This window comes from Alkalibacillus sp. S2W, assembly GCF_046764385.1.
GTDB lineage: Bacteria > Bacillota > Bacilli > Bacillales > Alkalibacillaceae > Alkalibacillus > Alkalibacillus almallahensis.
Genome location: NZ_CP177234.1, coordinates 1,781,279 through 1,807,807, shown reverse-complemented (window position 1 = coordinate 1,807,807; position 26,529 = coordinate 1,781,279). Strand labels below are relative to the sequence as shown.

The window sequence follows — 26,529 nt, the reverse complement described above, 5'->3', positions numbered from 1 at the left end:
TAATTAGCGAATCTATTCATTCTATATTTATTATGTTTTATTTGTGTAATTGATTGTTTCATTGCGCTTTATCTGAATACTAAAAACCAAATCATACACAGGCAAACGATTTTTATCGGGAGCTTGAATTCTTTAATCGTCCATCCAAGAGAAGTATTTAAAGAAGCCATTAAACGTTCTGCTGCGTCTGTTATTTGTGCCCACAATCATCCTTCTGTTGACCCCTCTCCATCTAATGAAGATATCCAAGTCACACGTCGATTATCTGAATCTGGAAAAGTGATTGGGATCGAGCTGCTTGATCATTTAGTTATAGGCGATCAAAAATTTATTTCCTTAAAAGAAAAGGGATATTTGTAAAGGGTATTATCTCCAGTCCATTAGCCTTATATTGCATTTTTATCGAGTCTGTATCTATCTAATTATGACGTTATACCGTATAATATAAATACTTACTATTTCAGCACTACACGGAGGTCTATGCATAAAGTTGTGGTGCTTATTCATGTTTCGTTTGCTAACAGCGTACGTTATAGTAACACTTACATTAGAGGGGCGATCAAGATTGGGAACAACATTATTTAATCGTGAAATAGCGATTGATTTAGGGACGGCTAATACGCTGGTATATATGAAGGGTAAAGGGATTGTTTTAAACGAACCGACTGTTGTTGCAAGACATATACCTTCAAATGAGATTTTAGCTGTTGGCAACGAAGCAAAAAGTATGATTGGGCGTTCGCCCCGAGATATCGAAATCATTCGACCATTAAAAGAAGGAGTTATTGCAGACTTTGAAATAACAGCTCAGTTGATTCAATCTTTTATAGAGCGTGTTTATAATATGGAGACCATCTGGTCCAGAAAACCGCATATTATAATTTGCGTGCCATCTGGGGCAACTAAAGTAGAAAAAAGAGCTGTATTGGATGCAGCAAAACAGGCAGGAGCTAAAGAAGTTTATATAATCTCTGAGCCGTTTGCAGCCGCTATAGGTGCTGGTTTGCCTGTGTGGGAACCAACTGGTAACATGATTGTAGATATTGGTGGTGGAACAACAGAAGTTGCCATTATTTCTTTAGGTGGTATTGTTAGTAGCCAATCAATTAGAGTAGCAGGAGATTATCTCAATGAAGAGATTCAAACATATATACGGTTAACTTATAGTCTTGCTATTGGAATTTCGACTGCAGAAAAATTAAAAATTGATCTAGCCTCTGCAAAAATGGATGACAATCGTGGTAAAATGGTTGTTAAGGGTCGTGACTTAATTACAGGTCTACCAGAAACCGTAACGGTAACACGTGGAGAGATTATGTCAGTAATAGAGAAAATTGCTAAACAAATTGTTAGTACGGTTATTGATACGTTAGCTACAGCTCCACCTGAAATATCAAACGATATTATGTCCCGGGGAATAATTCTAACTGGTGGCGGGGCACTTCTTGATGGTTTAGCCAATATGATAAAAAAAGAAGTCGACCTTCCTGTATTTATTACTGAAGACCCAATGACATCTGTTGTTAAAGGTACAGGCAAAGCTATTAAACATATAGATTACATCAGACGCACTACTAAAATTGCAGCAGAGAATACGTAACGTTAAGAGAAGGTGTCAAAATATGCCATCATTTTTAAGGAAGCGAAAGTTAATTGTCTTTTTATTAAGTATTATTATTATTGTTAGTTTGATTGGTTATTCATTAAGGTCAGATGGTTCATCTAGTGTACCGGCACAATTTGCGCATGACACGGTTGGATTGTTTCAAAGTGTCCTTCATAAACCAATCGGTGCCATAGCTGACTTTTCTGGATCTATATCAGATATACGTGAAGTTTATGAACAAAATCAAGTTTTAAAACAAGAGTTGCAAGATTATAAATCACTTGCATATGAAGTGAATGAACTAGAAAAAGAGAATGAAGAATTACGTGCTATGGCAGATGTTGATACAACACTTAGTGACTATGAAACGTTAAATGCAACAGTCATTGCTAGAAGTTCTGAACGTTGGTTTCAACAAGTAACGATCAATAAAGGAAGTCAACACGGCGTGCAAGAAAATATGGCCGTTCAAACCGCGAAAGGGATGGTAGGTAAAGTAATCAATGCTTCACAATTAACTTCAACCGTTCAATTATTAAGTGGTTTCGGTGCAGAACATCAAGTATCAGCTATAGTCGATCAAAACGAAAATATCTTTGGTATGATTGAAGGTTATGACAGTGAGAATGATCAATTGATTTTTCGAGATTTATCTGATGATAGTGAGTTAGAGGAAGGACAAACAGTGGTCACATCAGGCTTAGGAGGTGTGTTCCCACGAGGAATTTTAATTGGTGAAATCAGTTCAATTGAATTAGATCAGTATGGGTTAACAAGCATTGCCCATGTTGAACCGGCAGCAGATTTAAATGATATTAACCAAGTCAAAGTAGTCGATCGTGAATTGCAAAATGTAGAACCAACTGAGGAGGATGAGGAGTCATGAAGATATTCCTACTTCCACTTGTAACGCTTATCTTATTGGTTCTACAAAGCGTTTTGACAGAAGTTATCCCATCATCTTTCTTAGATGGTATGTTGTACATACCACATTGGCCACTTGTCATTTCTATTATTGTCATGATTTTTTATGATCGTGAACATAGTTATGTTGGCTTAATGAATGGATTAGCATTTGCTTTTTTAACGGATTTAACATTCACATCTATTCTAGGCGTATATTTACTGGGCTATGGTGTGTCATTATATGTGATTCACCTACTAAAACGTGTTTTACACAAAAATTTTCTTGTCTCAATCGTATTCGTTCTTTTAGGAGTTGCCATAGCTGACCTCATCATTTTTGGCGTTTATTTCTTAATTGGTCAAGTTATGATTGGATTCCAAGATTATCTAACGATACGCCTTGTCCCTAGCTTAATTGTTAATGTGATTGGTTTACTTATCTTATATCCATTAACTAAACCTATGTTAACGAAATGGAAATATGAACTCGAGAAATAATTTTATTCAAAGGATGTCCTCATTATGACAGAAACGAACTTATACCTTACAATGAAAGGTACAACAGAAGGGATTATTGTTTATTTAGATGATCAATGTTCGTTCGAGCAATTATTGGAAGAACTCCAAAAACAACTAGAATCTGATGCCATTCATCAACGAACAAGTATTAAGGTGCATACGCAAAATCGTTTACTTGATACTCAGCAGCAAGATGAAATTCGTCACCTCTTAAATGATCAACATTCAATCGGTATTAAATCATTTGAATCGAATGTGATCTCAAAAGAGGAGGCAAAATCTTGGTATGATCACATAACAATGAAACCTCGTGTCAAAACAATAAGGTCAGGACAAGAGCTACATGAGAATGGGGATGTATTTATTATTGGTGATGTTAACCCAGGAGCAACCGTGACAGCTTCAGGAAGTGTTTTTGTACTAGGTCAATTACGTGGTATAGTTCATGCAGGGTTTCCTGATGGTGCTAATGAAGTGGTTGCTGCTTCTTATATGAATCCAAGTCAAATTCGTATAGCTGATCAACTCAGTCGTGCACCTGATTATGAGGTTGAAGGATCACAGCGTGAGTTTGCATTTATTAATCAAGAAACAGGCCAAATTGAACTCGATGATCTACATAACCTTCAAAAAATCCGACAAAATTTAACGGATATTTCAGAAAGGGGACTTTAAAATGGGAGAATCAATCGTCATCACATCAGGTAAAGGTGGGGTGGGAAAAACGACAACCACTGCTAATATTGGGACAGCTTTAGCTTTACAAGATAAAAAAGTGTGTTTAATTGATACAGATATAGGCTTGCGGAATTTAGATGTTATATTAGGGTTAGAGAATCGTATTATTTTTGATATTGTTGACGTCATTGAAGGTCAATGTAAACTACAATCAGCTCTTGTGAAAGATAAACGATTTGATTGTCTACATTTACTTCCTGCTGCCCAATCAAGTGATAAAAATGAAGTAACACCAGAAGGCATTCAATCATTAGTTGAGCAGTTAAAACCTGATTATGATTATATATTGATCGATTGTCCAGCTGGGATTGAACAAGGCTATAAAAATGCAGTAGCGGGTGCTGATAAAGCAGTTGTTGTTACGACACCTGAGAAATCAAGTGTTCGAGATGCTGACCGAATTATTGGTTTACTAGAACAAGAGAATTTAGAATCAACTCATCTCGTAATCAATCGTATTCGTAAACATATGATGGATAATGGTGATATGCTTGCGGTTGATGATATCGTGTCAACATTATCAATCGATTTATTAGGGGTCATCATGGATGATGAAGATGTCATTCGCGCCTCTCACCATGGTAACCCTGTAGCCTTCCAACCAGACACGAAAGCTTCCATTGGATACCGTAATATAGCAAGAAGAATTCTCGGTGAATCTGTCCCGTTAATGTCTTTTGATGAAGAAAAAGGTTTCCTATTTAAAATGAAAAAATTATTAGGTATGAAGTAATAACTTTTCCGGATAAAGCGTAAAGCATTTATCCGGAATTTTTTGTGTAGTAGTAGTCTAGGTCATCATAATTCTTTTGATTAAGAATAGATTAGTACAAATGGTTAAAGGAATGGTGGCCTATGAATAAGCGAGTTGAAAAAATTAGAGAAGACATTGCGAAACGTAAATTAAGAGAGCGTAAGAAATTGCATCAACACCCTAATATGTTACCATCAAATGAAGAAATGCACGGTATGACATCTATTCCTCAATCGGATGATTTTAATTGGACAACTTATGTGATGTCCTTTTTAAGAAGAGGTGTCCTAGCATTAGCGTTATTTTTAGGAGTCCTATTATTGAGTCAGTCAAACTCGAGTTGGGCTAATCAGGTTGATTCTCGCGTAGATCAGTTATTAACTGATGACTTGCCTTTCGCTACTGTACAAGCTTGGTATGATGCGCATATAGCAACGATGTTTGTGTCAACTGGGTTTGATGCACCAGTTAATGAGCCTTCAGAACCTAATCAAGCGATGTTAGTCAATGGCTTAAATGAAAATCAAGTTACTTCGATGGAAGATCATTTATTAGTGGAAATTACAGAAGAGCAAACGATTCACCCGATTGAAAAAGGGACGGTTTTATTTGCGGGAAATAAAGAAGAAACCGGGAAAACGATTGTTGTTCAACATGAGGATGGAAGTGAAACAGTGTATGGCCATCTGTCATCTATTGATGTTTTCCACTATCAATTTGTCGGCCCATCAGACACTTTAGGTTCAATCAGTCATGAAGCCGCTAGCGAAGAAGCTTCATTATACTTTGCTGTTGAAAATCATAATGAAAGTGTTGATCCAGTACCCGTCATATTAGGTCGTTAACATGACAATACGAATAATAGAATTACATCCATTATTATTAATTGTCTGTGCTACTTCCTATGTTTTTGGTTGGTTTTTGGAATTATTATGTTTATTAGTCATTGTGCTAATTCATGAATTTGGACATGTCTTAACTGCAAAATATTTTGGGTGGAATGTTACACGAGTTGTGATTTGGCCGTTTGGCGGGGTTATGGAAACTTCAGATTATTATAACCGTCCTTTAAAAGAAGAGTGGTTGGTAACAATTGCAGGGCCTTTGCAACATATATGGCTTTATGCAGTCATTATTGTTTTGGACAAGTTATGGTTGAATGATGCATTAAGTCTATTATTACTTTGGATGAATTCAGTTATCTTAGTTTTCAATTTGATTCCTGTCTTGCCATTGGATGGGGGTCGTTTATTATTGTTGTTTTTGCAACAGTATTTTTCATTTTATCGAACCATTATCATGATGGCTATATGGTCGATTGTTTTTTTATTGTTTTTAAATGGTATACTATGGATTAATCAGTTGTATTCTTTACAATTGATGGGGATTTCCATTTTTTTAATTTTAGACAATTGGTTTTTGTGGAGACAGAGAGACCGATTTTTATTAAAGCACTTATTATCACGCCATCTACGGAGGCAAGTTAAGCGGGATCATATTTCTATATTACGAGCAAATACCAATTACTCATTATCGAATATTGTTAAAGAATTCAAACGTAATCATTATCACTATGTTTATATTGAAGATGAAGATTTGCTTAGCGAAGATGATTGTTTAACGGGGTTATTCGGACAGGCTAAATAATTAGATCTGTTAAAGTTTAATGTTGATTTTCAAATGATGTGGCAGAGAGTTGTTGAAGTGTGAGTAGCGAAGGTGGCGACTCCTGCGGTAAGAGCACGAGCTCGAGACCCCGCAGGCCACGCATTTAGGCCGAGGGATGCACCTGCGTCTTCTAGCAAAGCTTCGAAGTAGGCTTCCTCGGTGCAAGTAACAAAGCAGCTTATTCGATGAAGTTGCCTGGCTTGAGCCGTGCCCGCGGAAAGCGTCCACCGATAGCGGATCACAATATCAACAACGGACTTTAACAAGGCTAAATAATTTTAATTCACCAGGGTGTTGATCATGAGACAAATATGGATACAAACAAAAACACGGCACCAGCTTTACTTAGATCAAATCAATGGTCAAACGGCTGAGGTATTATTTCATAAGATTACAGATTTTCAAACAGGGGATATTCTGTACGGCACAGTTAAACAAGTTGATCAACGGTTGAAGGCTTGTTTTATTGATGTGGGACAAGGGCAAATCGCTTATTTGCCTTATCGTTATATGGTTGAAGAAAAAGTGAGTCGTGGCGATTGGCTACTTGTTCAAATTGAACGATTAGCTACATCATCCAAATATATGACGGTTACAACAAAACTACAAATAAAGGATGACACGCTTGTTTATTCGCCTTTCGAAACATCTATTCATGTATCTCATAAACTAACAAGCGAAGAAAGAAGTTATTTAATTGACTTATTGTCCCCATACGTTAATGAAGGGTTGATTGTTCGAACGAAAGCCAATCAATTGGATCAAACAACCCTAATAAATGGGTTAGAACGTTTAAAAACCGTGTATAAACAAATAAATGAAATGCCTATTAAGAAAGGGCTGGCTTATCGTCAAAGCCATCCGTTTATTACGGCACTTCAGCAAGCGGATTTAAGTGACGTCGATCGAATTATTGTTGACGAACCAGATATTAAACAAAAAATATTATCCGTACTACCTCATGTGTCTGATCGCTTAAATTTGGATCGTCATTATCTTCATCATCGACCTTATGGATATGAGTCGTTGGCTGATGAATTGACACGACGTCAGATTTCACTACCTAGTGGTGCAACATTAATGATTGACCAGACTGAAGCCTTAACAGCTGTAGATGTCGATTTTGGTTCTTACCGAGTACATCAACAAACAGAGCCAGATTACATGGTGATTAATCGTGAAGCAGTTACACAATTAGCCAAGTCCCTAAAAGAGCGGAACATATATGGTGCTATCATCGTTGACTTGTTAAACATGAAGTCGAATGACGAACAGCAAGATATTATAAATGTTTTGAAACACATAAATAAACAAAGCTCGGCTTCCATACACATTGTCGGCTTTACTAAACTTGGCATGCTAGAGCTGACTAGAAAACGAGAAGTATCTAATAGTTATCAATTCTTTGGGATCGATCAAAGGACCTTAGCACCGACTGAACATTATTTCTTACAACAGTTAGAGGAAGAATTGTGTTGGTTTAATGAAGATCGTTCAATCGACGTCATTCATTTAGAAGTTGATTCTAATTATAGCTCGATGATCAAGCCATTTCTAAAACTGTTACATGAAACGCATAAATTTCACTTTCCTCTCTATATAAGTGCAAAAAAAGGTTTACAATCACCTTATCAGTTATATAAAATAGGTGATGCTCATTGGTTATTATCACGTTATGAAGATGAAGCACTGTCTATTGACAAGGCTTTTTAATACGTGGTAATATCTATATGTTATGTTTTTGTAGCACCCGCATGCTACAACCGCTCAGAGAAGGTTTTTAAACTCAGTTCGAGTACCTTCAATGGCGAGTCTGAGTAATTAGAGGAGGTGCAAGTATGTACGCAATTATTGAAACTGGTGGCAAGCAAGTTAAAGTTGAAGAAGGACAGTCAATCTACGTCGAAAAGCTAGATGGTGAAGCAGGCGAAGAAGTGACGTTCGACAACGTTCTTTTCGTAGGTGGGGACTCTGCTAAAGCAGGAACTCCATACGTTGATGGCGCGTCTGTTACAGGTAAGATTGACCGTAACGGTAAAGGACGTAAAATCACGGTTTTCAAATATAAGCCGAAGAAGAACTACAAGCGTAAGCAAGGTCACCGTCAACCGTATACTAAAGTAACAATTGATAAAATCAATGCGTAAGGACTGTCAGCATGATTGAAGTAATCGTAACCCGTTATCCTGATGATACAATTAAAGGCTTTCAAATGTCGGGACATGCAGATAGTGGCCCATACGGACATGATTTAGTTTGTGCAGCAGCTTCTGCTGTTTCATTCGGAGCTGTTAATGCGGTTATTTCAATATGTGACATTGAACCATTGATCGATCAACGTGAAAATGGTGGATTTTTAAATGTGACGTTACCAGACGATTTGACAGTTGAAGTGTTAAAACAAGCGCAATTACTGTTAGAAGGTATGGTCGTCTCACTTGAAACGATTGAAAGAGACTATGGACAATATATTCACATTTCAAAATCTTAAGGAGGTGCATGGTAATGCTACGTCTAAATTTACAGTTTTTCGCTCAGAAAAAAGGTGTAAGTAGTACGAAGAACGGTCGTGACTCAGAGTCGAAACGTTTAGGCGCTAAACGTGCGGACGGTCAGTTCGTATCAGGCGGTTCAATTCTTTACCGTCAGCGTGGTACGAAAGTTTATCCGGGCTATAACGTAGGAATTGGTGGCGACGACACACTTTTCTCTAAAGTAGATGGTGTTGTTCGTTTCGAACGTTATGGACGCGATCGTAAAAAAGTTAGTGTTTATCCAGAAGCTCAAGAAGCGTAATGGATGAAAAACCGACTCTAGCCTAATAGAGTCGGTTTTTTTGTGATTATGTGATACAAATTAATAGTTATAGTGACCATATTCGTCAAATGTTGAGCGTTAATTTATGGTATTATGGAGGAAAATCTTAATGTAGGTGATTGTCATGGAACGCCAACAATTTTTACAATGGTTACGTCAGTACCGACATGATTTAATGAATGATTTGCAAATTGTTCAAGGCTATGGGAGTATGGGAAAGCACGAAAAGTCACTTAATAAAGTTAATGACTTAATTGAACGGTTGAAGCAAGAACGACTGTTACAAACGTTAAATTGTGATGAGTTTGTTTTCTGGTTGTTATCAACATCCCTAATGGAGCATGAATTAAATATCACCTTTTCGGTTAATACTGATTTAACAGAGCTGGCAGCATTTGAAGAAAAGTTAACGAATGATGGTCAAGTAATTGTATCCGAACTTGAAAGTAGTATTGTTGCATGGACTGACGTGTCAGTTCATGTTGCTATAGAAGGCGAAAAAGAATTAACTTTACAGTATGACATTCATTTACCGAATCAAGATCAATCAGATTTTATTGAGAGATTATCGTTTAATGGTGAATGTCTTCATGCTGTACAAAACGAAGAAAAAGTTTCAATCACGCTAATTTATCGTTAGGGTGAATGCAGGAAGTAGGTGAAAGAAATGTTTGTCGATCGCGTCAAAGTATTTGTTAAAGCCGGTGATGGTGGAGACGGACTTGTGTCTTTTCGACGAGAAAAATATGTCGCAATGGGTGGCCCTAACGGCGGAGACGGGGGTCATGGTGGTGACATCGTTTTAGAAGTCGACGAAGGGCTAAACACATTAATGGACTTTCGTTATCAACGTCATTTTAAAGCCAATCGCGGCGAAAATGGAATGAGCAAAAGTAAACATGGAAAAAATTCAGACGCTTATGTGATTCCAGTACCACCAGGCACAACGGTTCGTGATGCTGAAACGCAGGAAGTGATTGCTGATTTGGTTGAACATGGACAACGCGCTGTTATTGCTGAAGGTGGCCGTGGAGGCCGTGGGAATATTCGCTTTGCCAATTCTCGTAATCGTGCACCAGAATTATCTGAAAAAGGTGCTCCTGGTGATGAATTAAATGTGGAGCTCGAGCTAAAAGTACTTGCAGATGTCGGATTAGTCGGATTTCCAAGTGTGGGTAAATCAACTTTACTTTCAGTTGTTAGTGGAGCAAAGCCAAAGGTAGCAGATTATCATTTTACAACCTTAAACCCTCATTTAGGGATGGTTCGTATTGAAGATGAGCGAAGCTTCGTAATGGCCGATTTACCTGGATTAATTAAAGGAGCTCATGAAGGTGTTGGTTTAGGCTATCAATTTCTACGCCACATTGAGAGAACGCGTGTCATTGTTCACGTCATAGATATGTCAGGACTTGAAGGACGTGACCCATATGAGGATTACGTTACAATTAATCAAGAGTTAGAAGCTTATGATGAGAAGCTACTTGAACGTCCTCAAATTATTGTCGCGAATAAAATGGATATGCCTGATGCGGAAACACATCTAGAAATGTTTAAAGAACAATTAGGTGAAGATTTACCGATTTATCCGATATCCGCTTATACGCAAACAGGATTGCGCGATTTATTATTCGAAGTGGCTAATACACTTGATGAAATACCGCAAGATACATTTGAGACTACTGATGAAGATAGTAGTGATGAACGTGTTGTCTACAAATATGAAGGCGATGATGACAGTTTCCACATCACACGTGATCCAGACGGTGCTTATGTGCTGTCAGGACCCAAAATTGAACGTTTATTCAAGATGACGGACTTTAATCGTGATCAATCGGTTAGACGATTTGCACGTCAGATGCGTCATATGGGAATTGATGATGCTCTTCGTAAGCATGGAGCAGAAGAAGGAGACACTGTTCGATTATTAGATTTCGAATTTGAATTTGTCGAATAAGATTATGTGTCAACATCCCCTTACTGTGTGCATAAATTAGGGTAACGCCTAAATTCACAGTAAGGGGGTATTTATAATGAAATTTCATATCGTGAAGCAAGGTGAAACAATGGGCTCAATCGCGGAACAATATGGCCTTTCCGAATCAAATCTTTATGACATGAATAAACATTTATCTGATGTAACAGAAGTGTTAGAAGGCATGAAGGTGAAAGTGCCTCAACAAGCGGTAGCTAATCGCCAAGAAGTTAAACAAAAGCAAGCGAGTGCGAGTCATTCAAATGAACGATTTCCGTTTCCAGATCATGTAAAACCTCGGTCGATCCCGGTTATAAGAGAAGACGAATGGTTTGATAAAAAATTAGCACCTTATATTCAAAATCAAGGAAATTCTAATTATAATAATGGTTCTTATCAACATTATGGTACTAATCAGCCGGTATCTTTACCATTTCCGTATCCACATTTTTATCGTGAGAACCCGTGTGGTCATGGCTGGAGTAATGGCTATGGCTGGAATAATGGTTGTGGTTGTCAATAAAAGTTTTAAAGTGATCAAGTCGCATTCGTCGGCTTGATTTTCTTTTTAATTCCATTATGATAGAATAAATTTAACAAAGTGGAGTAAAGGGGAGCAGTATATGGAGCAACATATCAACCAGTTAGTTCAGTGGTTACAAGAAACCGTTAAAGACACGAATTCAAATGGATTAGTTGTCGGTTTGAGTGGAGGTATTGATTCAACAGTTGTAGCATATCTAATCAAACAAGCATTTCCTGAGCAATCATTAGGGGTCATTATGCCTTGTAAGAGTGCAGATCAAGATCGTGAAGATGCTGAATTAGTAGTAGAAGAATCTGGCGTTAATCATATGACGATTGATTTAACAAACCAACATGAATCAATGTTCTCGACCATTAAGCAACAAATCGAAAACCAAGGGGAATGGAATTCAGATAAAGAACAAATCGCAGATGCTAATTTACGTGCTCGCATGCGTATGAGCACCTTATACACGGTGGCTGCTAACTATAATTATTTAGTTGTGGGTACAGACAATGCAGCTGAATGGTACACAGGTTATTTCACTAAACATGGTGATGGTGGCGTTGATATTGTTCCATTACTTCACTATACAAAAGAAGAAGTTCGTGAATTAGGTCGTGCATTAGGTGTACCAAGTAAGATAGTTGATAAGGCTCCGAGTGCAGGATTGTGGGATGGTCAAACTGATGAGTCAGAAATGGGTGTTTCGTATGATGCCATTGATGCCTTCTTAAACGGAGAGTCAGTGAGTGATGACGATGCTGAAAAGATCGAAATCATGCATGAACGAACAGCACATAAACGCGCTTTGCCTAAATCACCACCCGATTTCCATCATTTCACACTCGAATAATTGTATGTTTTAACACCTCTTATTTCAAAATAATGAAACGGAGGTGTTTTGCATGTTTAAGTCAATAATCATCATTTTGGTTATGTTTGTTTTAGTTTCAGGCTGTACATTTGTTAACCCAGAACGTGAGGCTAATCGGACACAAGATGATCACACGATGGAATCACAGGGAGACGCTGAGTTAACTCCTGAACAGCAAATTCGTTTGAATATGTATGAAAACCCTCATGAATACTTTAATGAGAAGCAAATTGAGGATACATTAGATAATTCGGATGGAAAACCGTATGTCTCTAAAGAAGTAACAGAACGTAAAGAGATGGAACGTAAATTATATGAAGAAGTGATGCATTTAGATGAAATAAAACAAGCTGGTATTTCGGTCCAAGAGAAACACATATACGTATCTGTTCAATTGACATCACGAACAACAGAGGAAGAGGCAGTTACAGAAGTTAAAAAAGTAGTAGAAGACATTACAGACCGGACGGATGTTAGTGTCTACGTCAATCGAGAATTTCATAATCGTATCGAAGACCGAAAAGAGTAAACAGGCTTATCCTGTTTACTTACATATTAATAATTGGGGGATTATATCATGAAATATGCTATTGTAACAGGAGCATCAAAAGGGTTAGGAAAAGAAGTGGCTAAAAACTTATTACAATGTGGCTATCATGTCATTTCTGTTGCTCGTCAACAACAAGTTGACGAATTACAAATGCTAGCACAAAATAACGAACCGAATTACCGTCATCTTTCAGGTGATTTATCTAGTGTAGATCAAATCGAAAACATAGCGACATCTTTGGCCGAACAAATAAATCAACAAACCATTGAAGAATTATTGATTGTAAACAATGCGGGTATGGTTACACCTATGGGGCCTGTAGGTCAGTTAGAAAATGAAACGATTGCTAAACATGTCACATTGAATCTAACAGCACCTATGATTTTGATTAATACATTAAAAGCGCAAGTTAATCCGAATCGTTTGGTTGTCATTAACATAACCTCAGGTGCAGCAGAAAAAGCTATCTATGGTTGGAATGCTTATAGTTCTACGAAAGCTGCTATTAATCAATATACAGAAACAGCAGCAGTAGAGGCAAGTGAGTTAGGCACTAATGATCTTCACATTGCTTTTAGCCCTGGTGTGATGGACACTGATATGCAAGGCGAAATTCGATCTGCAACTACTGATGAGTTCAAAGACGTTGACAATTTCAAGCAATTAAAAGACAATAATCAATTGCGGAGCCCGAAAGAGGTTGCCGACTTATTACAAAACTTAATCAACGACCAAGAACAATTAGAAAACGGTCGTGTTTACCGAGTTCATGATTTAATTCAATAATTTCCATAGTAAGGGAGGGGAATGTCATGGCAGGGCACTCAAAATGGCATAATATTAGACATAAAAAGAATGCCAAAGACGCTCAACGCGGAAAACTTTTTATGAAACTGGCTAAAGAAATCTATGTGGCAGCAAAAGAAGGCGGTGCTGATATGGAAACAAACTCAGCACTTCGTTTGGCAGTTGATAAGGCCAAATCAAACAATATGCCTAATGATAATATTGAGCGAGCTATTAATAAAGCAACAGGTAATCTAGATGGTGCTAATTATGAAGAATTCACTTACGAAGGATATGGCCCAGGTGGAATTGCCGTTATGGTCGATGTGCTAACTGATAATAAAAACCGTACAGCCTCAGAAGTACGCCATGCATTTAATAAGAATAATGGTAACTTAGGTGAAAATGGTTGTGTCTCTTTTATGTTTCATCGCAAAGGTTATATCGCGATTGAGCGTGATCAGATTGAGTCTGATGAAGAGGAATTTATGCTAGAAGCAATTGAAGCGGGTAGTGAAGAAATTGAAACAAGTGATGAAGTGTTTGAATTATTTACTGAACCCGAAGATTTTGAAACGGTTCGCAATACAATGAAGGAACAATATCCTTTAGCAGCTGCTGAATTAACAATGGTCGCTGATACGTATACGCCAATTCCGAATGAACACGAAGAAGATATGGACCAACTTCTTAACATGTTAGAAGATCTTGATGATGTGCAAGAAGTTCATCACAACATGCAATAAATTGAGGGCCACCTCTCCAGTCGGGGAGGTGGCATTTTTCAATTCATGGAGTAGGCTAAAACAGAGTTAGTGTGTTAAAAAAACGTAACAAAATAAATTGCGGACGAATAGGCTATGACATGTTAAACTAGAGTGAGAACGTTTGTTCAGACATAGTAGGAGGAACAACATGTACGCATATATACAAGGTAAACTAACATCGATTACCGAAGAGTATGTCGTTTTGGATGTTGATGGCGTCGGTTATGAAATATGGTGTCCACATCCTTTACGTTACCAATCCAAACAAGACGAATCCGTTAAATTATTTACATATTTTTATGTCCGTGAAGATACTCAGATGCTTTATGGATTCTATCAGAGCGAAGAGAAAGATTTGTTTAAGAAGTTATTAAACGTGTCAGGTATTGGACCGAAAAATGCGTTAAGTATCGTGAGTGAAACATCCGTCCATGATTTTGCTCAAGCCATTGAACAAGAAAATGATGCTTACTTAACCAAATTTCCTGGTGTCGGTAAAAAGACAGCTCGCCAAATGATCTTAGACTTAAAAGGAAAAGTGGATGCATGGATGCAAACGTCTGTTGATGATATGTTGACGATTGAGCATGAAGCACAACCAAACCATCAACAATATGACGAGGCTATTGAAGCGTTATTGACACTTGGTTATACGAAACGAGAAATTGATAAAATCGCACCAACATTAAAATCGTATCAAGCAGAATCGACAGATGAATTGGTGAAACAAGGTCTGCAATTATTAATGCGTTAAGGGTGAGTTGAATGGATGAACGAATGGTTTCAAGTGAAGCTCAGTGGGAAGATGTACAAGTCGAACAAAGTTTACGTCCATCAACACTGAGGCAATATATAGGACAAGATAAAACAAAAGAAAACTTAAAAATATTTATTGAAGCGGCTAAAATGCGTGAGGAGCCATTAGACCATGTCTTGTTATACGGACCACCTGGACTTGGCAAGACGACGTTAGCTGCGATTATTGCTGAAGAAATGGGTGTGCAATTTCGTACAACATCTGGCCCAGCGATTGAAAGAGCTGGTGATTTAGCAGCCATTCTATCCTCGCTAGAGGCAGGCGACGTCTTGTTTATTGACGAAATACATCGTCTACCACGTTCAGTTGAAGAAGTATTATATCCTGCCATGGAGGATTTTGTACTCGACATTGTGATCGGTCAGGGGGATGCAGCAAGGTCAGTAAGGTTAGATTTACCCCCTTTCACCCTTGTAGGTGCTACCACAAGAGCTGGACTATTATCAGCACCTTTACGCGACCGGTTTGGCGTCCTCAGTCGTCTCGAATTTTATCAAGTGACAGATCTCTGCTCAATAATTGAAAGAACAGCATCTGTATTTGAATTTGACATTGACCAACAGGCAACTGAAGAAATTGCCTCACGTTCGCGTGGAACCCCAAGAATAGCTAATCGTTTATTAAAACGTGTTCGAGATTTGGCCCAAGTGAACCGTGAACCTATTATATCGATTGATAGTGCTAATAAAGCGTTAAATATGTTACAAGTAGACGCATCAGGTTTAGACCATATCGACCATAAATATTTACTCAGTATTATTGATCAGTTCAAGGGTGGTCCTGTTGGCTTAGATACATTGTCTGCTACTATTGGTGAAGAGTCTCAAACGATTGAAGATGTCTATGAACCATTTTTACTTCAACAAGGATATGTTCAACGTACACCGAGAGGTCGAGTGGCAACGCATAAAGCATATGATCATTTTAATCGGGAGGTTCGTGAAACTTGACTGGTTTTGGCAAGTTCTTTATCTTAATAGGCGTACTATTTATTATGATTGGCTTGATATGGAGTTTTATCGGTAAATTACCTGGAGATATTACGATTAAAACAGGTAACACAACGTTTTATTTTCCGATTGTAACTTCAATTGTTGTCAGTATCATTTTAAGTGTGATTTTCATGATTATTGGAAGGTTTAAATAAAGGGACGTGTAGAAACAATGAAGATAGAAGATTTCGATTTTGACTTACCTGAAGAACTAATTGCTCAAACACCATTAAAAGACCGAGCGGCTTCTAATTTGATGGTGTTAAATCGTGAAGATGAATCGATTGAACATCGAACCTTTTCTGATCTATTGGAATACTTACGACCAGGTGATAGTCTGGTTCTCAATAATACTAAAGTATTACCTGCTCGTTTATTAGGTACGAAAGAAGAAACAGGAGCTAGTATCGAATTATTATTGTTACACCAAATTGAAGGAAATCGCTGGGAAGTATTAGCAAAGCCAGCTAAGAAATTCAAAGAAGGTACCACAATTCAATTTGGTGATGGCTTATTAACAGCAACCTGTGTTGAAACACTCGACCAAGGTGGTAAAATTGTCGAATTTGACTATGAGGGCATCTTCTTAGAAGTACTTAATGAACTTGGTGAAATGCCTTTACCGCCTTATATTAAAGAACAATTAGATGATCAAGAGCGTTATCAGACAGTGTATGCTGAAGATCCTGGTTCGGCTGCAGCTCCAACAGCAGGGTTACATTTCACTGAAGATTTATTGAACAAGATTCGTGAGCAAGGGATTAATATCGTTTATCTGACGTTACATGTCGGTTTAGGGACGTTTAGACCTGTTCAAGTCGATAATGTAGAAGAACACGACATGCATGCAGAGTATTATCATTTATCTCAAGAATCGGCTGAACAACTAAAAGCAACGAAGGAAAACGGTGGTCGCGTTATTGCTGTTGGAACGACGTCAATCAGAACGTTAGAAACAGTTATGCGTGATCATGGCGAATTAAAAGCAGCTTCGGGTTGGACAGATATCTTTATCTATCCTCCGTATCAGTTTCAGGCCGTTGATGGTCTAGTTACAAACTTTCATTTGCCTAAATCAACATTGATTATGTTGGTTAGTGCTTTTGCGAATCAGAATTTTATCATGCATGCTTATCATGAAGCGATTCGAGAAAGATATCGTTTCTTTAGTTTCGGCGATGCGATGATCATATTATAAAGATTAGGAGACGTGACCATGGCCATTACTTATGAGTTGTTTAAAACGTGTAAACAAACAGGTGCCAGATTAGGAAGAGTTCATACACCACATGGATCATTTGACACCCCAACGTTTATGCCTGTAGGAACACTTGCAACAGTTAAAACAATGGCACCAGAAGAATTAAAATCGATTGGTGCGAATATAATACTTTCAAACACGTATCACTTGTGGTTAAGACCTGGTGAAGATATTGTTGAAGAAGCAGGTGGATTACATCAGTTCATGAACTGGGATGGATCCATTTTAACTGATTCTGGCGGTTTCCAAGTGTTTAGTTTAAGTGATATGCGACAAATTGAAGAAGAAGGTGTACACTTTCGTAACCATATAAGTGGTGCGAAGCTATTCTTATCACCTGAAAAAGCGATGCATATTCAAAATTCACTTGGTTCTGATATTATGATGGCGTTTGATGAATGCCCACCTTACCCTGCATCCTATGATTATATGAAATCATCAGTTGAACGGACAAGCCGTTGGGCAGAACGTTGTTTAGAAGCTCATCAAAAGCCTAGTGAACAAGGATTGTTTGGCATTATTCAAGGTGGCGAATATGAAGAACTCCGTAAACAAAGTGCCAAAGATTTAACGAGTTTAGATTTTCCTGGCTATGCCATAGGCGGTTTATCTGTAGGTGAGCCAAAAGATGTCATGAATCGCATGCTAGATTATACAACACCATTGTTACCCAATAACAAACCTCGTTATTTAATGGGAGTAGGGTCACCTGATTCCTTAGTGGACGGGGCTATGCGTGGTGTGGACATGTTTGACTGTGTCTTACCAACACGTATTGCACGAAATGGAACTTGTATGACATCTAATGGACGATTGACTGTCCGAAATGCCAAATATGCTCGTGATTTCACACCGATCGATGAGAACTGTGATTGTTATACTTGTCGTAATTATACTAGAGCTTATATTCGTCATTTGATTAAGGCGAATGAAACTTTAGGTATTAGGCTTACGACTTATCATAATTTATACTTTTTGGTAAAATTGATGGATGAAGTTAGAAATGCGATTCGAGAAGATCGCTTAGGAGATTTTCGCGATGCATTTTTTGAACAATATGGTTTTAATGAACCGAATGCTAAAAACTTCTAGAAAGGAGGGGTGAAAGAATGGATATTATTGGTGCAATTCTTCCGATTGTCTTGTTTATTGCATTGTTTTGGTTTATTTTGATTAGACCACAACAAAAACGTCAAAAACAAGTAACGGAGATGCAAAACAACTTAGAAAAAGGCGATGAGATTATCACTATTGGTGGTCTTCACGCTACAGTGCACGCTTTAGACGAAGGTACGATTGTATTAGAAGTTAATGAAGGTCAGAAGCTTACATATGATCGTTCAGCAGTTCGTGAAAAGAAAGCATAATAATAAGCCGCTTTGAGTCGATGAACTCGAAGCGGCTTTTATTATTTCAAACTCTGAATCTAAAATTTGGTTAGATTACTAAAAATATAATTAGTTATAAGGTTGGTAGGATTTGGGGTTAAGTATCATTAGATTGGCCGCGTAATTGTACCCCTAAAATACTACCAATAATCGTTGCAATAATAAATATGGCGAAATGTAGCCACTGTCCTGAATAAATCCCAGTATCGTGGGCTAGAAACTGATAACCAATTAAACTGATTATGTACAAACTACTAACAAGTAGTCCAGATAACCAACCTTTTTGTTCGGTTAAATAGCCACTGATCCCCCCACCAATCATCACAATGAGCGTACTAATAATAAACGGTAACCAACTAAGTTGATCAGTATTAAGCCAATCAAAGCGAATGAGTAAAGCTAACACAAAACTTACCGTAATCATTAATGCGTAAATGGACAACACACCTAGTAACACTGCCTTCAAACGTTGATTCAATGTCACCACACCCTTTTCTAAACTTTTGCTTGTCTTACTTTAAACTATGCATGAATAGATTAAAAAAGACGTATGAATGGATTAGGTTAGTCGAAAAGGGGTAATCAGTGTGGAAGCCATTATTGCTATCGCTATTTTTGCAATAAGTTATCTTTTCTTATTGTTAGAGAAAATAAATCGAGCTCTAGTCGCATTATGTGGTGCGGCATTATTAATTGTGTTTAATATATTCACAATTGATGATGCGATGACTAGTTATGTTGATTGGAGTACGATTGTGCTTTTGTTTTCTATGATGGTGCTAATAACCATTACACAACGTACAGGTATCTTTGAATTTATAGCATTATGGTTAATTAAACGGATTGGTGAGCGGCCTTATGCACTATTTTTTTGGGTAGCTGTCCTTACAGCAGTCGGCTCAGCGTTATTAGATAATGTCACAACGGTTTTATTATTTGTACCGATATTGATTCATATGATTCGAGAATTGAATTTGCCGGCTTTTCCGTACCTTGTTATGGTGATTATTTCTTCTAATATTGGTGGTACAGCTACTATGATTGGGGATCCGCCTAATATTATGATTGGACAAGCTGTAGAACATTTAACCTTTATGTCATTTATTGTGCATTTAGCTCCAGTCGTTGTGATTATATTTTTAATGACAATGGGTCTGTTATTTCTCTTCTTTAATCGTTCATTAAAGCAGGCTAATACTGAAAATAATCGTTCAATAAGCAATGTCGACCCCAAATCTGCCCTAAAACATACTCCGCTCTTATACCAATCGGTCAGTATTTTATGTATAACGATTATTGCCTTTATGTTCCATGGGCTTTTGCATGTAGAATTAACAACTATTGCGTTAGTTAGTGCATTATTATTGTTATTGCTATCGGAAAAGGATGGTTTGACTGATATTGTTTTTTCAAAAATAGAGTGGACAACATTGTTCTTCTTTATTGGTTTATTTATTTTGGTAGGAGGTTTAGAACAGACAGGTGTTATAGATCATTTAGCTGTTATGTTTATGTCAATTACAGATGGTGAAAGTTTTAAATCTTCCTATGCGATCCTTTGGTCTGCTGGATTGTTATCAGGATTTCTTGATAATATCCCTTATGTCGCTTCAATGATTCAAGTATTATTAGAATTAGAAGAATTCGGGATGCAAGCAACAGATCCCATGTGGTGGGCTTTAGCATTAGGGGCATGCTTAGGGGGGAATAGTACACTTTTAGGCGCTTCAGCTAACGTTGTAGTAGCAGGTATAGCGAGTACGAATGGCGTTCGTATTCCGTTTTTAAGATATATGGTTTATGGCTTTACAGTGGTGTTATTATCGTTATTAATCGCCTCAGGTTATTTGTATATTCGGTATTTTTAGCCCGTATAATTACAACTCCAAAGGCTCATCCTAACTATGGATTAGCTTTTGGAGTTGAACATTATGGTAGAAGAAATTATTTTATTAGTTATACGTACGATTGGGGTTTATATAGCGATTTATTTACTTTTTCGATTTATGGGTAAGCGCGAGATCGGGGAATTAAGTGTGATGGATTTGGTCATCTTCATTATGCTTGCTGAGATCGGTATTTTATCGATTGAACGGACTGATGATTCATTTTTAGTCCTCTTAACCCCTATGCTCGTCTTATTTGTTATTCAGCGAGTGACAGCTTGGTTGTCATTAAAAAATCACCGTGTGCGCTCTTTGTTAGATGGGCAGCCTTCGATTATCATTAGAGATGGAAAAATAAATGAAGAAGTTATGAAAAAACAAAGATATAATCTAGATGACTTGATGGTCCAAATAAGAGAAAAAGGTGTTGTGAATCTAAAAGAAGTAGAGCTTGCCATTTTGGAAACAAGTGGCAAGCTCTCTGTGTTTACACATGATGATCAACCATTAAATTATTTTGAGCCCATTATCTTGGATGGAAAGTGGCAAGAAAAGGCTTTAGAACAACATCAAGTGACGAAAGAAGATATCTTAAAACAATTGGAACATCATGGAATCGAGCAAATTGATAAAATTTCATTTGCTCAAATTCAACAAGATGGCTCTATACACATTGATTTGCAATCAGTTGATTAAAACCGTCCAGCTCTAAGTTGATCCCATTCATCTTTAGAGACAATGCGAAGCAAAATTAATCCAAGTAAGTAGATGATACCAAGAAATCCTAATGACGTGATCGCATACCACAATGGTTGTAAGTGACTTAGAAATGATAATATAGGTTGACCAATTAAGATTAACACTGAAATAAGGCCTAGCATTTTTATGATTAATGATAGTGGAATCGTGAAGTGTATGAGTTTATACAATGAAATAATATGTAAGAATGTCACAACAATAACACCGATGATGATAGATAACATCACACCATCAATTCCAAATGAAGGTTGGGTAGCTAGTAACCACAACGTACTCAACTTTACAACGGCGCCAATTAAACTATTAATCATTGCCTGTTTCGCATACTCTAAAGCTTGTAAGGTAGCTTGAAGAGGGGCTTGGATATATAGTAATAAGAAGAACGGAGCCATAAATGTCAACATATCAGCGCTTGCCTCTGTATCATACATCAAATGAAGTAGAGTTGATGCTAATAACACAAAAACGACCGTCGCAATACCACCTGAAGCAAATGACAATCGAATAGCTTGTCTAATTCGATAATGAACGGTTTGCATATGATTTAAAGCATGAGCTTCGCTAATCGAAGGAATTAGAGCCACAGATAAAGAATGCGTAATAAATGTCGGTAATAGTAATAAGGGCATAATATAGCCAGTTAACTGCCCGTACAAACTGGTACTTTCGCTAATGGTATAGCCTGCAATGATTAAAGTGTGTGACACGAATATGGGCTCTAAGAAATAGGTGATGGATCCGATGATACGTGTCCCAGCTGTTGGTAAAGCAATATCGAGAATCCGTTTATAAAGCTGTTTCATCTTATAATGTGCTGTGTTGACAGTTTTGCCGAAAATGTCTTGCTTGTTTCGCTTATAACAATAATAAATGTATAATAGTGAACCAAATTCACCAATAACGACTGATACCATAGCTCCAGCAGAAGCGGCTTCCAATCCATAAGGCAATGTTAATCTAACAAGAATGAAAACAAAGGCAATTCTGATGATTTGTTCAATGACTTGGGCAATGGCTTGGGGTTTCATATTTTGTAATCCTTGAAAATAGCCACGTAATACAGCAGAAATAGCAATAATGATAATAATAGGACTGATCGCAAGAAGTGATAGATGAGTACGCTCATCTAAGATGAGGTAGGTTGAAATATAGGGTGCAAAAGCAACTAATAATAGTGTTAGAACAATACTTAATGTGACAGTAATGATTAACGAAAGAGAGACAATTTTTCTAATCTTATCATATTGTTGATTCGTTTCAGCTTCTGCGACTAATTTTGAGACCGCAACAGGTATCCCAATTTGTGATAATGTAATGACAAAAAATAAAGCAGGTAGTGTGAGCATATAAATGCCGACACCTTCATCACCAAGCATGCGTGCCAACACAATGCGGTTGATGAAGCCTAATAATCGACTGATCATGCCTGCTACCATTAAAATTAAAGCGCCTTTTATGAAAGTCTGTTTAGACAATTTGAATACCTACCTTCTCAAACATAAGAAATTCCGATACAATAATTTATATGCTTGTCTATTCGTATAACATGTTAAACGTGTGTAAGTTTTTCGATTAGTTAGGTATTGATTGTGACAACCCCATTAAAATATAAGTTCTGTTAAAGTTTAGTTTTGACTTTTAAATAACATAGCACTTAGTTGTTGAATTGTGAGTAGCGAAAGTGGCGATTCCTGCGGGAAAGCACGTGTCTCGAGACCCCGCAGGCCACGTACTTTGGCCGAGGAGGCTCGAGCCGTGCCCACGGAAAGTGTCCACCGAGAGCGGATCACAATATCAACAACGGACTCTAACAGAGCCAAAATATAAAGGGGAGTTCATTACGTTTAATGGGAATTGAGGAGGGTTCTTAGTGGAACCGATAAAAAAACACGTAGAAACGTGGCGCCCTGAATTAGATCATGTCATTCAAAGTAAAGTAGATGAATTAACGCTACTAGGGTATGATGAAGTAACACATGAAGATGTATGGGTTTGTCTGAATCAAAAAGTTTGGCGTAAAAATAAAGAAGTAACGTTACATCAAGTTGTACAAGACATTTTACATATGAGTGATCAACTATTTATGAGTTATTTAACAGTACAAGCTCAAAAAGACACAGGGGATTTAATGGAAAATATAGAAGCCTTAACAAATGGAGAACCTGAACAAAACTAAATAAAGAGTACGTGTTGGATAGATAAAAGGAGGATACGAGAAAAATGAAAAGGAAGGGTAGAATAGTCGGGTTCTTTTTAATTGTAATATTATTAGGAACAATTATTGGAACCACGACAACTTCAATAACGAAAGACATTCCCCTTGGTTTAGACTTACAAGGTGGTTTTGAAGTTTTATATGAAGTGGAACCATTAAACGAGGGGGACGAAGTAACTGATGACACGCTCGATGCCGTGGTAGAGAGCTTGTACCAACGTGTTGACGTATTAGGCGTTAATGAGCCTTCGATTAATATTGAAGGGGATAATCGGATTCGTGTTCAGCTAGCAGGTGTAAGTGATCAAAACGAAGCAAGAGAATTGCTCTCAACTACCGCTAGTATTTCGTTTCGTGGTGTTGATGATGAGCTCTACTTCGACGGTAATCAATTAGTTGGAAATAGTGCTTCACAAGACTTCAGTGAAACTAATCAACCGATTGTCACATTAGAGACAAAGCGTCAATTCGAAGATAGTGAATACGAAAACTTTCGTGATGTAACTGAAGAAGTTGCAGCTAAACCACGTGGAGAGAATCTACTTGTGATTTGGCTCGATTATGAAGAAGGTGATTCTTTCTCTGAAGAAAGGCAGAAAGAAGATCCGAAATACTTGTCTGCACCCCGTGTTCAGCAGCCCATTCCAGGCAATGATGTGATGATTGAGGGTAACTTCACGATTGAAGAAGCCAAACAGTTAGCAGATTTATTAAATGCTGGCTCATTACCGGCTGATTTGAATGAAGTATATTCAGTCTCTGTAGGTGCTCAATTTGGTGAACAAGCCTTAGATAAGACGGTGATTGCAGGTGCCTTAGGTGTCTTATTAATCCTTCTGTATATCATAGGTTATTATCGTTTCCCTGGTATTATTTCTGCGGTAACGTTAACTGTTTATATTTATCTTATTTTATTAGTCTTTAACTTGATTAATGGTGTATTAACATTACCAGGCATTGCAGCCTTAGTGTTAGGTGTTGGTATGGCTGTCGATGCGAATATAATCACCTTTGAGAGAATTAAAGAAGAATTAAAAGCAGGTAAAACCTTAAAATCAGCTTATAAAGCAGGTAATAAACGGTCGCTAGCCACTATTTTAGATGCTAACGTCACAACCATTATTGCCGCCACTGTGCTCTTTATTTTCGGGACGAGTTCAGTTAAAGGCTTTGCGACGATGTTAATCATCAGTATTGTTTTAAGCTTTATAACTGCCGTGTATTTAACTCGTCTGTTGTTAAACCTTTGGGTCAATAGTAAAGCCCTTAATAATAAGCCGAAATTATTCGGGGTTAAACCAGAAGAAATCAAGGATATATCCAAAGGTGAAGAAGTTGAACCACATGTATTTGGTAAATCATTTGATTTCATCAAACATCGTAAGAAGTTTTTCGGTATATCGATTGCGTTAATTATAGCTGGCGCCATTTTCTTAATGACAGCAGGATTAAATTTGGGCATTGATTTTGAAAGTGGTTCGCGCGTTCAAGTGTTATCAGATGATACGATAACAACTGAAGAGGTTGAATCAGAATTTGATTCGCTCGGTTTAAATCCAACACAAGTTGTCATGGCTGGTGATGAAAATGATATGGCAATGGTACGATTTAATAGTGTATTAGACCAAGATCAAATTGCCGAAGTTAATAATCATTTCACTGAGCAATATGGTAATGAACCGAGCGTTAGTACGGTTACACCACAAATCGGAAGAGAACTTGCAATGAATGCTATTTATGCAGTTTTATATGCATCTATTGCGATTATTATCTATGTCACATTCCGATTTGAAATGTTCTTCGCGATCACAGCTATTTTAGCATTGCTACATGATGCGTTCTTTATATTAGCATTATTCAGCATCTTCCAATTTGAGTTTGATGTTACGATAATTGCTGCGATACTGACCATTGTAGGTTATTCGGTCAATGATACGATTGTCACCTATGACCGAATACGTGAAAATCTAAGATTAGAACAACGGGTGAAATCATTCAGCCAATTAGCCTCTATTGTTAATAAGAGCTTGATGCAAACATTAGCACGTAGCTTTAACACCGTTATTACGGTTGTGTTTGCTGCTGTCATGCTGTTTGTATTCGGCGCACAAGCTATTACCTACTTCTCGTTCGCCTTAATTGTAGGGTTAATTGCTGGTACGTATTCATCCCTCTTCTTGGGTGCTCAATTATGGCTTATAGCTCGTGGTCGTAATGTTAAAGAGAAACCAATTGATTACCGTAAGAAGAAGAAACAAGAAGGACCACAAGTCTAATGTAATTCAAAAGATGGCAGATCGAAAAAAACTGCCATCTTTTTGTTTTTTGGAAGATTACAAAATATTATGATAGGGAATGTAACAATAAAGACCATTTTGAATAGGAGAGATTATATGAAACAACAAACGATGATTATTTTATCGCTTATTTTTACACTGATCATAGCGATTTTTGCAGTTATTAATGTGGAATCAGTACCCGTCGATTTTCTGTTCACACGAACTGAAGCACCATTGATTCTTGTTATTTTAATATCGGTTCTTTTAGGTGCATTAGTTGTCGCTGGTGGTAGTTTTGCCAAAATTTATCAATTACAAAGACAACTCAAATATGCTAACACTCATTCAGAACACGAAACATCACAAGTTCAAAATGAAAATACTGACCTTGAAAATGACCAGATATCAGAAAATAAAGATGAAAACTCAGATAAAACATAATA

Annotated in this window: 31 protein-coding genes, 1 pseudogene and 1 other annotated feature; of the genes and pseudogenes, 30 read left to right on the top strand and 2 right to left on the bottom strand. The window is 37.4% G+C overall.

Annotation, left to right across the window (positions count from 1 at the left end):
- Nucleotides 1-57 precede the first annotated feature (57 nt).
- The 25 genes and pseudogenes from radC to yajC form a co-directional block, all read left to right on the top strand.
- Nucleotides 58-360 (top strand): annotated as a pseudogene (gene radC / locus ACKXGF_RS09755) (RadC family protein); the annotation flags it as partial.
- Nucleotides 361-565: 205 nt separating this feature from the next.
- The gene (locus ACKXGF_RS09750) at nt 566-1,600 is read left to right on the top strand and encodes a rod shape-determining protein (protein ID WP_411953553.1); all 1,035 of its coding nucleotides are present in this window, start codon (nt 566-568) and stop codon (nt 1,598-1,600) included.
- Nucleotides 1,601-1,622: 22 nt separating this feature from the next.
- Nucleotides 1,623-2,492 (top strand): rod shape-determining protein MreC, encoded by an 870-nt coding sequence (gene mreC, locus ACKXGF_RS09745; protein ID WP_411953552.1) that lies wholly within the window; start codon nt 1,623-1,625, stop codon nt 2,490-2,492.
- Nucleotides 2,489-3,010, top strand: coding sequence for a rod shape-determining protein MreD (mreD, locus tag ACKXGF_RS09740; protein WP_167260921.1), 522 nt, complete (start codon nt 2,489-2,491; stop codon nt 3,008-3,010). The genes mreC and mreD overlap by 4 nt, the downstream gene beginning before the upstream one ends.
- Nucleotides 3,011-3,034: 24 nt before the next feature.
- Complete coding sequence (locus tag ACKXGF_RS09735; protein WP_411953551.1) at nt 3,035-3,706, top strand: septum site-determining protein MinC; 672 nt, start codon at nt 3,035-3,037, stop codon at nt 3,704-3,706.
- Between the two features lies 1 nt (nt 3,707).
- The gene (minD, locus tag ACKXGF_RS09730; protein ID WP_411953550.1) at nt 3,708-4,502 is read left to right on the top strand and encodes a septum site-determining protein MinD; all 795 of its coding nucleotides are present in this window, start codon (nt 3,708-3,710) and stop codon (nt 4,500-4,502) included.
- Nucleotides 4,503-4,624: 122 nt separating this feature from the next.
- Complete coding sequence (locus ACKXGF_RS09725) at nt 4,625-5,368, top strand: peptidoglycan DD-metalloendopeptidase family protein (protein ID WP_411953549.1); 744 nt, start codon at nt 4,625-4,627, stop codon at nt 5,366-5,368.
- A 1-nt stretch (nt 5,369) separates the two neighbouring features.
- Nucleotides 5,370-6,170, top strand: coding sequence for a site-2 protease family protein (locus tag ACKXGF_RS09720; protein ID WP_411953548.1), 801 nt, complete (start codon nt 5,370-5,372; stop codon nt 6,168-6,170).
- 321 nt (nt 6,171-6,491) lie between these two features.
- Complete coding sequence (locus tag ACKXGF_RS09715) at nt 6,492-7,904, top strand: ribonuclease E/G (protein ID WP_411953547.1); 1,413 nt, start codon at nt 6,492-6,494, stop codon at nt 7,902-7,904.
- 38 nt (nt 7,905-7,942) lie between these two features.
- Nucleotides 7,943-8,016: a sequence feature (ribosomal protein L21 leader region), on the top strand.
- A 13-nt stretch (nt 8,017-8,029) separates the two neighbouring features.
- The gene (rplU, locus tag ACKXGF_RS09710) at nt 8,030-8,338 is read left to right on the top strand and encodes a 50S ribosomal protein L21 (protein ID WP_306974684.1); all 309 of its coding nucleotides are present in this window, start codon (nt 8,030-8,032) and stop codon (nt 8,336-8,338) included.
- Between the two features lie 11 nt (nt 8,339-8,349).
- Nucleotides 8,350-8,682, top strand: coding sequence for a ribosomal-processing cysteine protease Prp (locus ACKXGF_RS09705; protein ID WP_411953546.1), 333 nt, complete (start codon nt 8,350-8,352; stop codon nt 8,680-8,682).
- A 14-nt stretch (nt 8,683-8,696) separates the two neighbouring features.
- Nucleotides 8,697-8,987: a 50S ribosomal protein L27 gene (gene rpmA / locus ACKXGF_RS09700; protein WP_167260937.1), complete on the top strand. Its 291-nt coding sequence runs from the start codon at nt 8,697-8,699 to the stop codon at nt 8,985-8,987.
- 145 nt (nt 8,988-9,132) lie between these two features.
- A complete protein-coding gene (locus ACKXGF_RS09695; RefSeq protein ID WP_411953545.1) occupies nt 9,133-9,648 on the top strand; it encodes a Spo0B domain-containing protein in 516 nt (171 codons plus the stop codon).
- Between the two features lie 27 nt (nt 9,649-9,675).
- Nucleotides 9,676-10,965: a GTPase ObgE gene (obgE, locus tag ACKXGF_RS09690; RefSeq protein ID WP_411955578.1), complete on the top strand. Its 1,290-nt coding sequence runs from the start codon at nt 9,676-9,678 to the stop codon at nt 10,963-10,965.
- A gap of 76 nt (nt 10,966-11,041) precedes the next feature.
- Complete coding sequence (locus tag ACKXGF_RS09685) at nt 11,042-11,506, top strand: LysM peptidoglycan-binding domain-containing protein (protein ID WP_411953544.1); 465 nt, start codon at nt 11,042-11,044, stop codon at nt 11,504-11,506.
- A 100-nt stretch (nt 11,507-11,606) separates the two neighbouring features.
- Nucleotides 11,607-12,365, top strand: coding sequence for an NAD(+) synthase (gene nadE / locus ACKXGF_RS09680; RefSeq protein WP_411953543.1), 759 nt, complete (start codon nt 11,607-11,609; stop codon nt 12,363-12,365).
- Between the two features lie 52 nt (nt 12,366-12,417).
- The gene (locus ACKXGF_RS09675; protein ID WP_411953542.1) at nt 12,418-12,915 is read left to right on the top strand and encodes a YhcN/YlaJ family sporulation lipoprotein; all 498 of its coding nucleotides are present in this window, start codon (nt 12,418-12,420) and stop codon (nt 12,913-12,915) included.
- Between the two features lie 48 nt (nt 12,916-12,963).
- Entirely contained in the window at nt 12,964-13,722 is a 759-nt protein-coding gene (locus ACKXGF_RS09670; RefSeq protein ID WP_411953541.1) for a (S)-benzoin forming benzil reductase, read from the top strand.
- 26 nt (nt 13,723-13,748) lie between these two features.
- Nucleotides 13,749-14,468, top strand: a complete 720-nt coding sequence (locus ACKXGF_RS09665) for a YebC/PmpR family DNA-binding transcriptional regulator (protein WP_411953540.1) — start codon at nt 13,749-13,751, stop codon at nt 14,466-14,468.
- Nucleotides 14,469-14,637: 169 nt separating this feature from the next.
- Nucleotides 14,638-15,243, top strand: coding sequence for a Holliday junction branch migration protein RuvA (gene ruvA / locus ACKXGF_RS09660; protein WP_167260953.1), 606 nt, complete (start codon nt 14,638-14,640; stop codon nt 15,241-15,243).
- A gap of 11 nt (nt 15,244-15,254) precedes the next feature.
- Nucleotides 15,255-16,256, top strand: a complete 1,002-nt coding sequence (gene ruvB, locus ACKXGF_RS09655) for a Holliday junction branch migration DNA helicase RuvB (RefSeq protein ID WP_167260955.1) — start codon at nt 15,255-15,257, stop codon at nt 16,254-16,256.
- Nucleotides 16,253-16,453, top strand: a complete 201-nt coding sequence (locus tag ACKXGF_RS09650; RefSeq protein WP_167260957.1) for a DUF2905 domain-containing protein — start codon at nt 16,253-16,255, stop codon at nt 16,451-16,453. Before ruvB ends, ACKXGF_RS09650 begins: the two co-directional genes overlap by 4 nt.
- A 17-nt stretch (nt 16,454-16,470) precedes the next feature.
- The gene (queA, locus tag ACKXGF_RS09645; RefSeq protein WP_411953539.1) at nt 16,471-17,496 is read left to right on the top strand and encodes a tRNA preQ1(34) S-adenosylmethionine ribosyltransferase-isomerase QueA; all 1,026 of its coding nucleotides are present in this window, start codon (nt 16,471-16,473) and stop codon (nt 17,494-17,496) included.
- A gap of 18 nt (nt 17,497-17,514) precedes the next feature.
- Nucleotides 17,515-18,651, top strand: a complete 1,137-nt coding sequence (gene tgt / locus ACKXGF_RS09640; RefSeq protein ID WP_411953538.1) for a tRNA guanosine(34) transglycosylase Tgt — start codon at nt 17,515-17,517, stop codon at nt 18,649-18,651.
- A gap of 17 nt (nt 18,652-18,668) precedes the next feature.
- On the top strand, nt 18,669-18,926 hold the full coding sequence (yajC, locus tag ACKXGF_RS09635) for a preprotein translocase subunit YajC (protein ID WP_411953537.1): 258 nt from the start codon (nt 18,669-18,671) through the stop codon (nt 18,924-18,926).
- 118 nt (nt 18,927-19,044) lie between these two features.
- Here yajC and ACKXGF_RS09630 read toward each other — a convergent pair whose 3' ends face one another.
- Nucleotides 19,045-19,425 (bottom strand): TIGR04086 family membrane protein, encoded by a 381-nt coding sequence (locus tag ACKXGF_RS09630; RefSeq protein ID WP_411953536.1) that lies wholly within the window; start codon nt 19,423-19,425, stop codon nt 19,045-19,047.
- Between the two features lie 109 nt (nt 19,426-19,534).
- Here ACKXGF_RS09630 and ACKXGF_RS09625 point away from each other — a divergent pair, with 109 nt between their 5' ends.
- Complete coding sequence (locus ACKXGF_RS09625; protein ID WP_411953535.1) at nt 19,535-20,815, top strand: ArsB/NhaD family transporter; 1,281 nt, start codon at nt 19,535-19,537, stop codon at nt 20,813-20,815.
- Nucleotides 20,816-20,878: 63 nt separating this feature from the next.
- Complete coding sequence (locus ACKXGF_RS09620) at nt 20,879-21,529, top strand: DUF421 domain-containing protein (RefSeq protein ID WP_411953534.1); 651 nt, start codon at nt 20,879-20,881, stop codon at nt 21,527-21,529.
- Here ACKXGF_RS09620 and spoVB read toward each other — a convergent pair.
- Complete coding sequence (gene spoVB / locus ACKXGF_RS09615; protein WP_411953533.1) at nt 21,526-23,067, bottom strand: stage V sporulation protein B; 1,542 nt, start codon at nt 23,065-23,067, stop codon at nt 21,526-21,528. The genes ACKXGF_RS09620 and spoVB overlap by 4 nt on opposite strands.
- A 395-nt stretch (nt 23,068-23,462) precedes the next feature.
- Here spoVB and ACKXGF_RS09610 point away from each other — a divergent pair, with 395 nt between their 5' ends.
- The 3 genes from ACKXGF_RS09610 (at nt 23,463) to ACKXGF_RS09600 (ending at nt 26,527) form a co-directional block, all read left to right on the top strand.
- The gene (locus tag ACKXGF_RS09610; protein ID WP_411953532.1) at nt 23,463-23,768 is read left to right on the top strand and encodes a post-transcriptional regulator; all 306 of its coding nucleotides are present in this window, start codon (nt 23,463-23,465) and stop codon (nt 23,766-23,768) included.
- 44 nt (nt 23,769-23,812) lie between these two features.
- A complete protein-coding gene (gene secDF, locus ACKXGF_RS09605) occupies nt 23,813-26,083 on the top strand; it encodes a protein translocase subunit SecDF (protein WP_411953531.1) in 2,271 nt (756 codons plus the stop codon).
- A gap of 117 nt (nt 26,084-26,200) precedes the next feature.
- The gene (locus ACKXGF_RS09600) at nt 26,201-26,527 is read left to right on the top strand and encodes a lipopolysaccharide assembly LapA domain-containing protein (protein ID WP_411953530.1); all 327 of its coding nucleotides are present in this window, start codon (nt 26,201-26,203) and stop codon (nt 26,525-26,527) included.
- Nucleotides 26,528-26,529 lie beyond the last annotated feature (2 nt).

Bases quoted from the DNA above. Each gene is read 5' to 3' on its own strand.
- ACKXGF_RS09670 (WP_411953541.1), top strand. From the start codon at position 12,964: ATGAAATATGCTATTGTAACAGGAGCATCAAAAGGGTTAGGAAAAGAA.
- ACKXGF_RS09720 (WP_411953548.1), top strand. From the start codon at position 5,370: ATGACAATACGAATAATAGAATTACATCCATTATTATTAATTGTCTGT.
- ACKXGF_RS09695 (WP_411953545.1), top strand. From the start codon at position 9,133: ATGGAACGCCAACAATTTTTACAATGGTTACGTCAGTACCGACATGAT.
- ACKXGF_RS09725 (WP_411953549.1), top strand. From the start codon at position 4,625: ATGAATAAGCGAGTTGAAAAAATTAGAGAAGACATTGCGAAACGTAAA.
- mreD (WP_167260921.1), top strand. From the start codon at position 2,489: ATGAAGATATTCCTACTTCCACTTGTAACGCTTATCTTATTGGTTCTA.
- obgE (WP_411955578.1), top strand. From the start codon at position 9,676: ATGTTTGTCGATCGCGTCAAAGTATTTGTTAAAGCCGGTGATGGTGGA.
- yajC (WP_411953537.1), top strand. From the start codon at position 18,669: ATGGATATTATTGGTGCAATTCTTCCGATTGTCTTGTTTATTGCATTG.
- ruvB (WP_167260955.1), top strand. From the start codon at position 15,255: ATGGATGAACGAATGGTTTCAAGTGAAGCTCAGTGGGAAGATGTACAA.
- ACKXGF_RS09620 (WP_411953534.1), top strand. From the start codon at position 20,879: ATGGTAGAAGAAATTATTTTATTAGTTATACGTACGATTGGGGTTTAT.
- secDF (WP_411953531.1), top strand. From the start codon at position 23,813: ATGAAAAGGAAGGGTAGAATAGTCGGGTTCTTTTTAATTGTAATATTA.
- ACKXGF_RS09685 (WP_411953544.1), top strand. From the start codon at position 11,042: ATGAAATTTCATATCGTGAAGCAAGGTGAAACAATGGGCTCAATCGCG.
- ACKXGF_RS09600 (WP_411953530.1), top strand. From the start codon at position 26,201: ATGAAACAACAAACGATGATTATTTTATCGCTTATTTTTACACTGATC.
- ACKXGF_RS09715 (WP_411953547.1), top strand. From the start codon at position 6,492: ATGAGACAAATATGGATACAAACAAAAACACGGCACCAGCTTTACTTA.
- ACKXGF_RS09675 (WP_411953542.1), top strand. From the start codon at position 12,418: ATGTTTAAGTCAATAATCATCATTTTGGTTATGTTTGTTTTAGTTTCA.
- tgt (WP_411953538.1), top strand. From the start codon at position 17,515: ATGGCCATTACTTATGAGTTGTTTAAAACGTGTAAACAAACAGGTGCC.
- nadE (WP_411953543.1), top strand. From the start codon at position 11,607: ATGGAGCAACATATCAACCAGTTAGTTCAGTGGTTACAAGAAACCGTT.
- ACKXGF_RS09735 (WP_411953551.1), top strand. From the start codon at position 3,035: ATGACAGAAACGAACTTATACCTTACAATGAAAGGTACAACAGAAGGG.
- ACKXGF_RS09705 (WP_411953546.1), top strand. From the start codon at position 8,350: ATGATTGAAGTAATCGTAACCCGTTATCCTGATGATACAATTAAAGGC.
- rpmA (WP_167260937.1), top strand. From the start codon at position 8,697: ATGCTACGTCTAAATTTACAGTTTTTCGCTCAGAAAAAAGGTGTAAGT.
- ruvA (WP_167260953.1), top strand. From the start codon at position 14,638: ATGTACGCATATATACAAGGTAAACTAACATCGATTACCGAAGAGTAT.
- mreC (WP_411953552.1), top strand. From the start codon at position 1,623: ATGCCATCATTTTTAAGGAAGCGAAAGTTAATTGTCTTTTTATTAAGT.
- minD (WP_411953550.1), top strand. From the start codon at position 3,708: ATGGGAGAATCAATCGTCATCACATCAGGTAAAGGTGGGGTGGGAAAA.
- rplU (WP_306974684.1), top strand. From the start codon at position 8,030: ATGTACGCAATTATTGAAACTGGTGGCAAGCAAGTTAAAGTTGAAGAA.
- ACKXGF_RS09665 (WP_411953540.1), top strand. From the start codon at position 13,749: ATGGCAGGGCACTCAAAATGGCATAATATTAGACATAAAAAGAATGCC.
- queA (WP_411953539.1), top strand. From the start codon at position 16,471: ATGAAGATAGAAGATTTCGATTTTGACTTACCTGAAGAACTAATTGCT.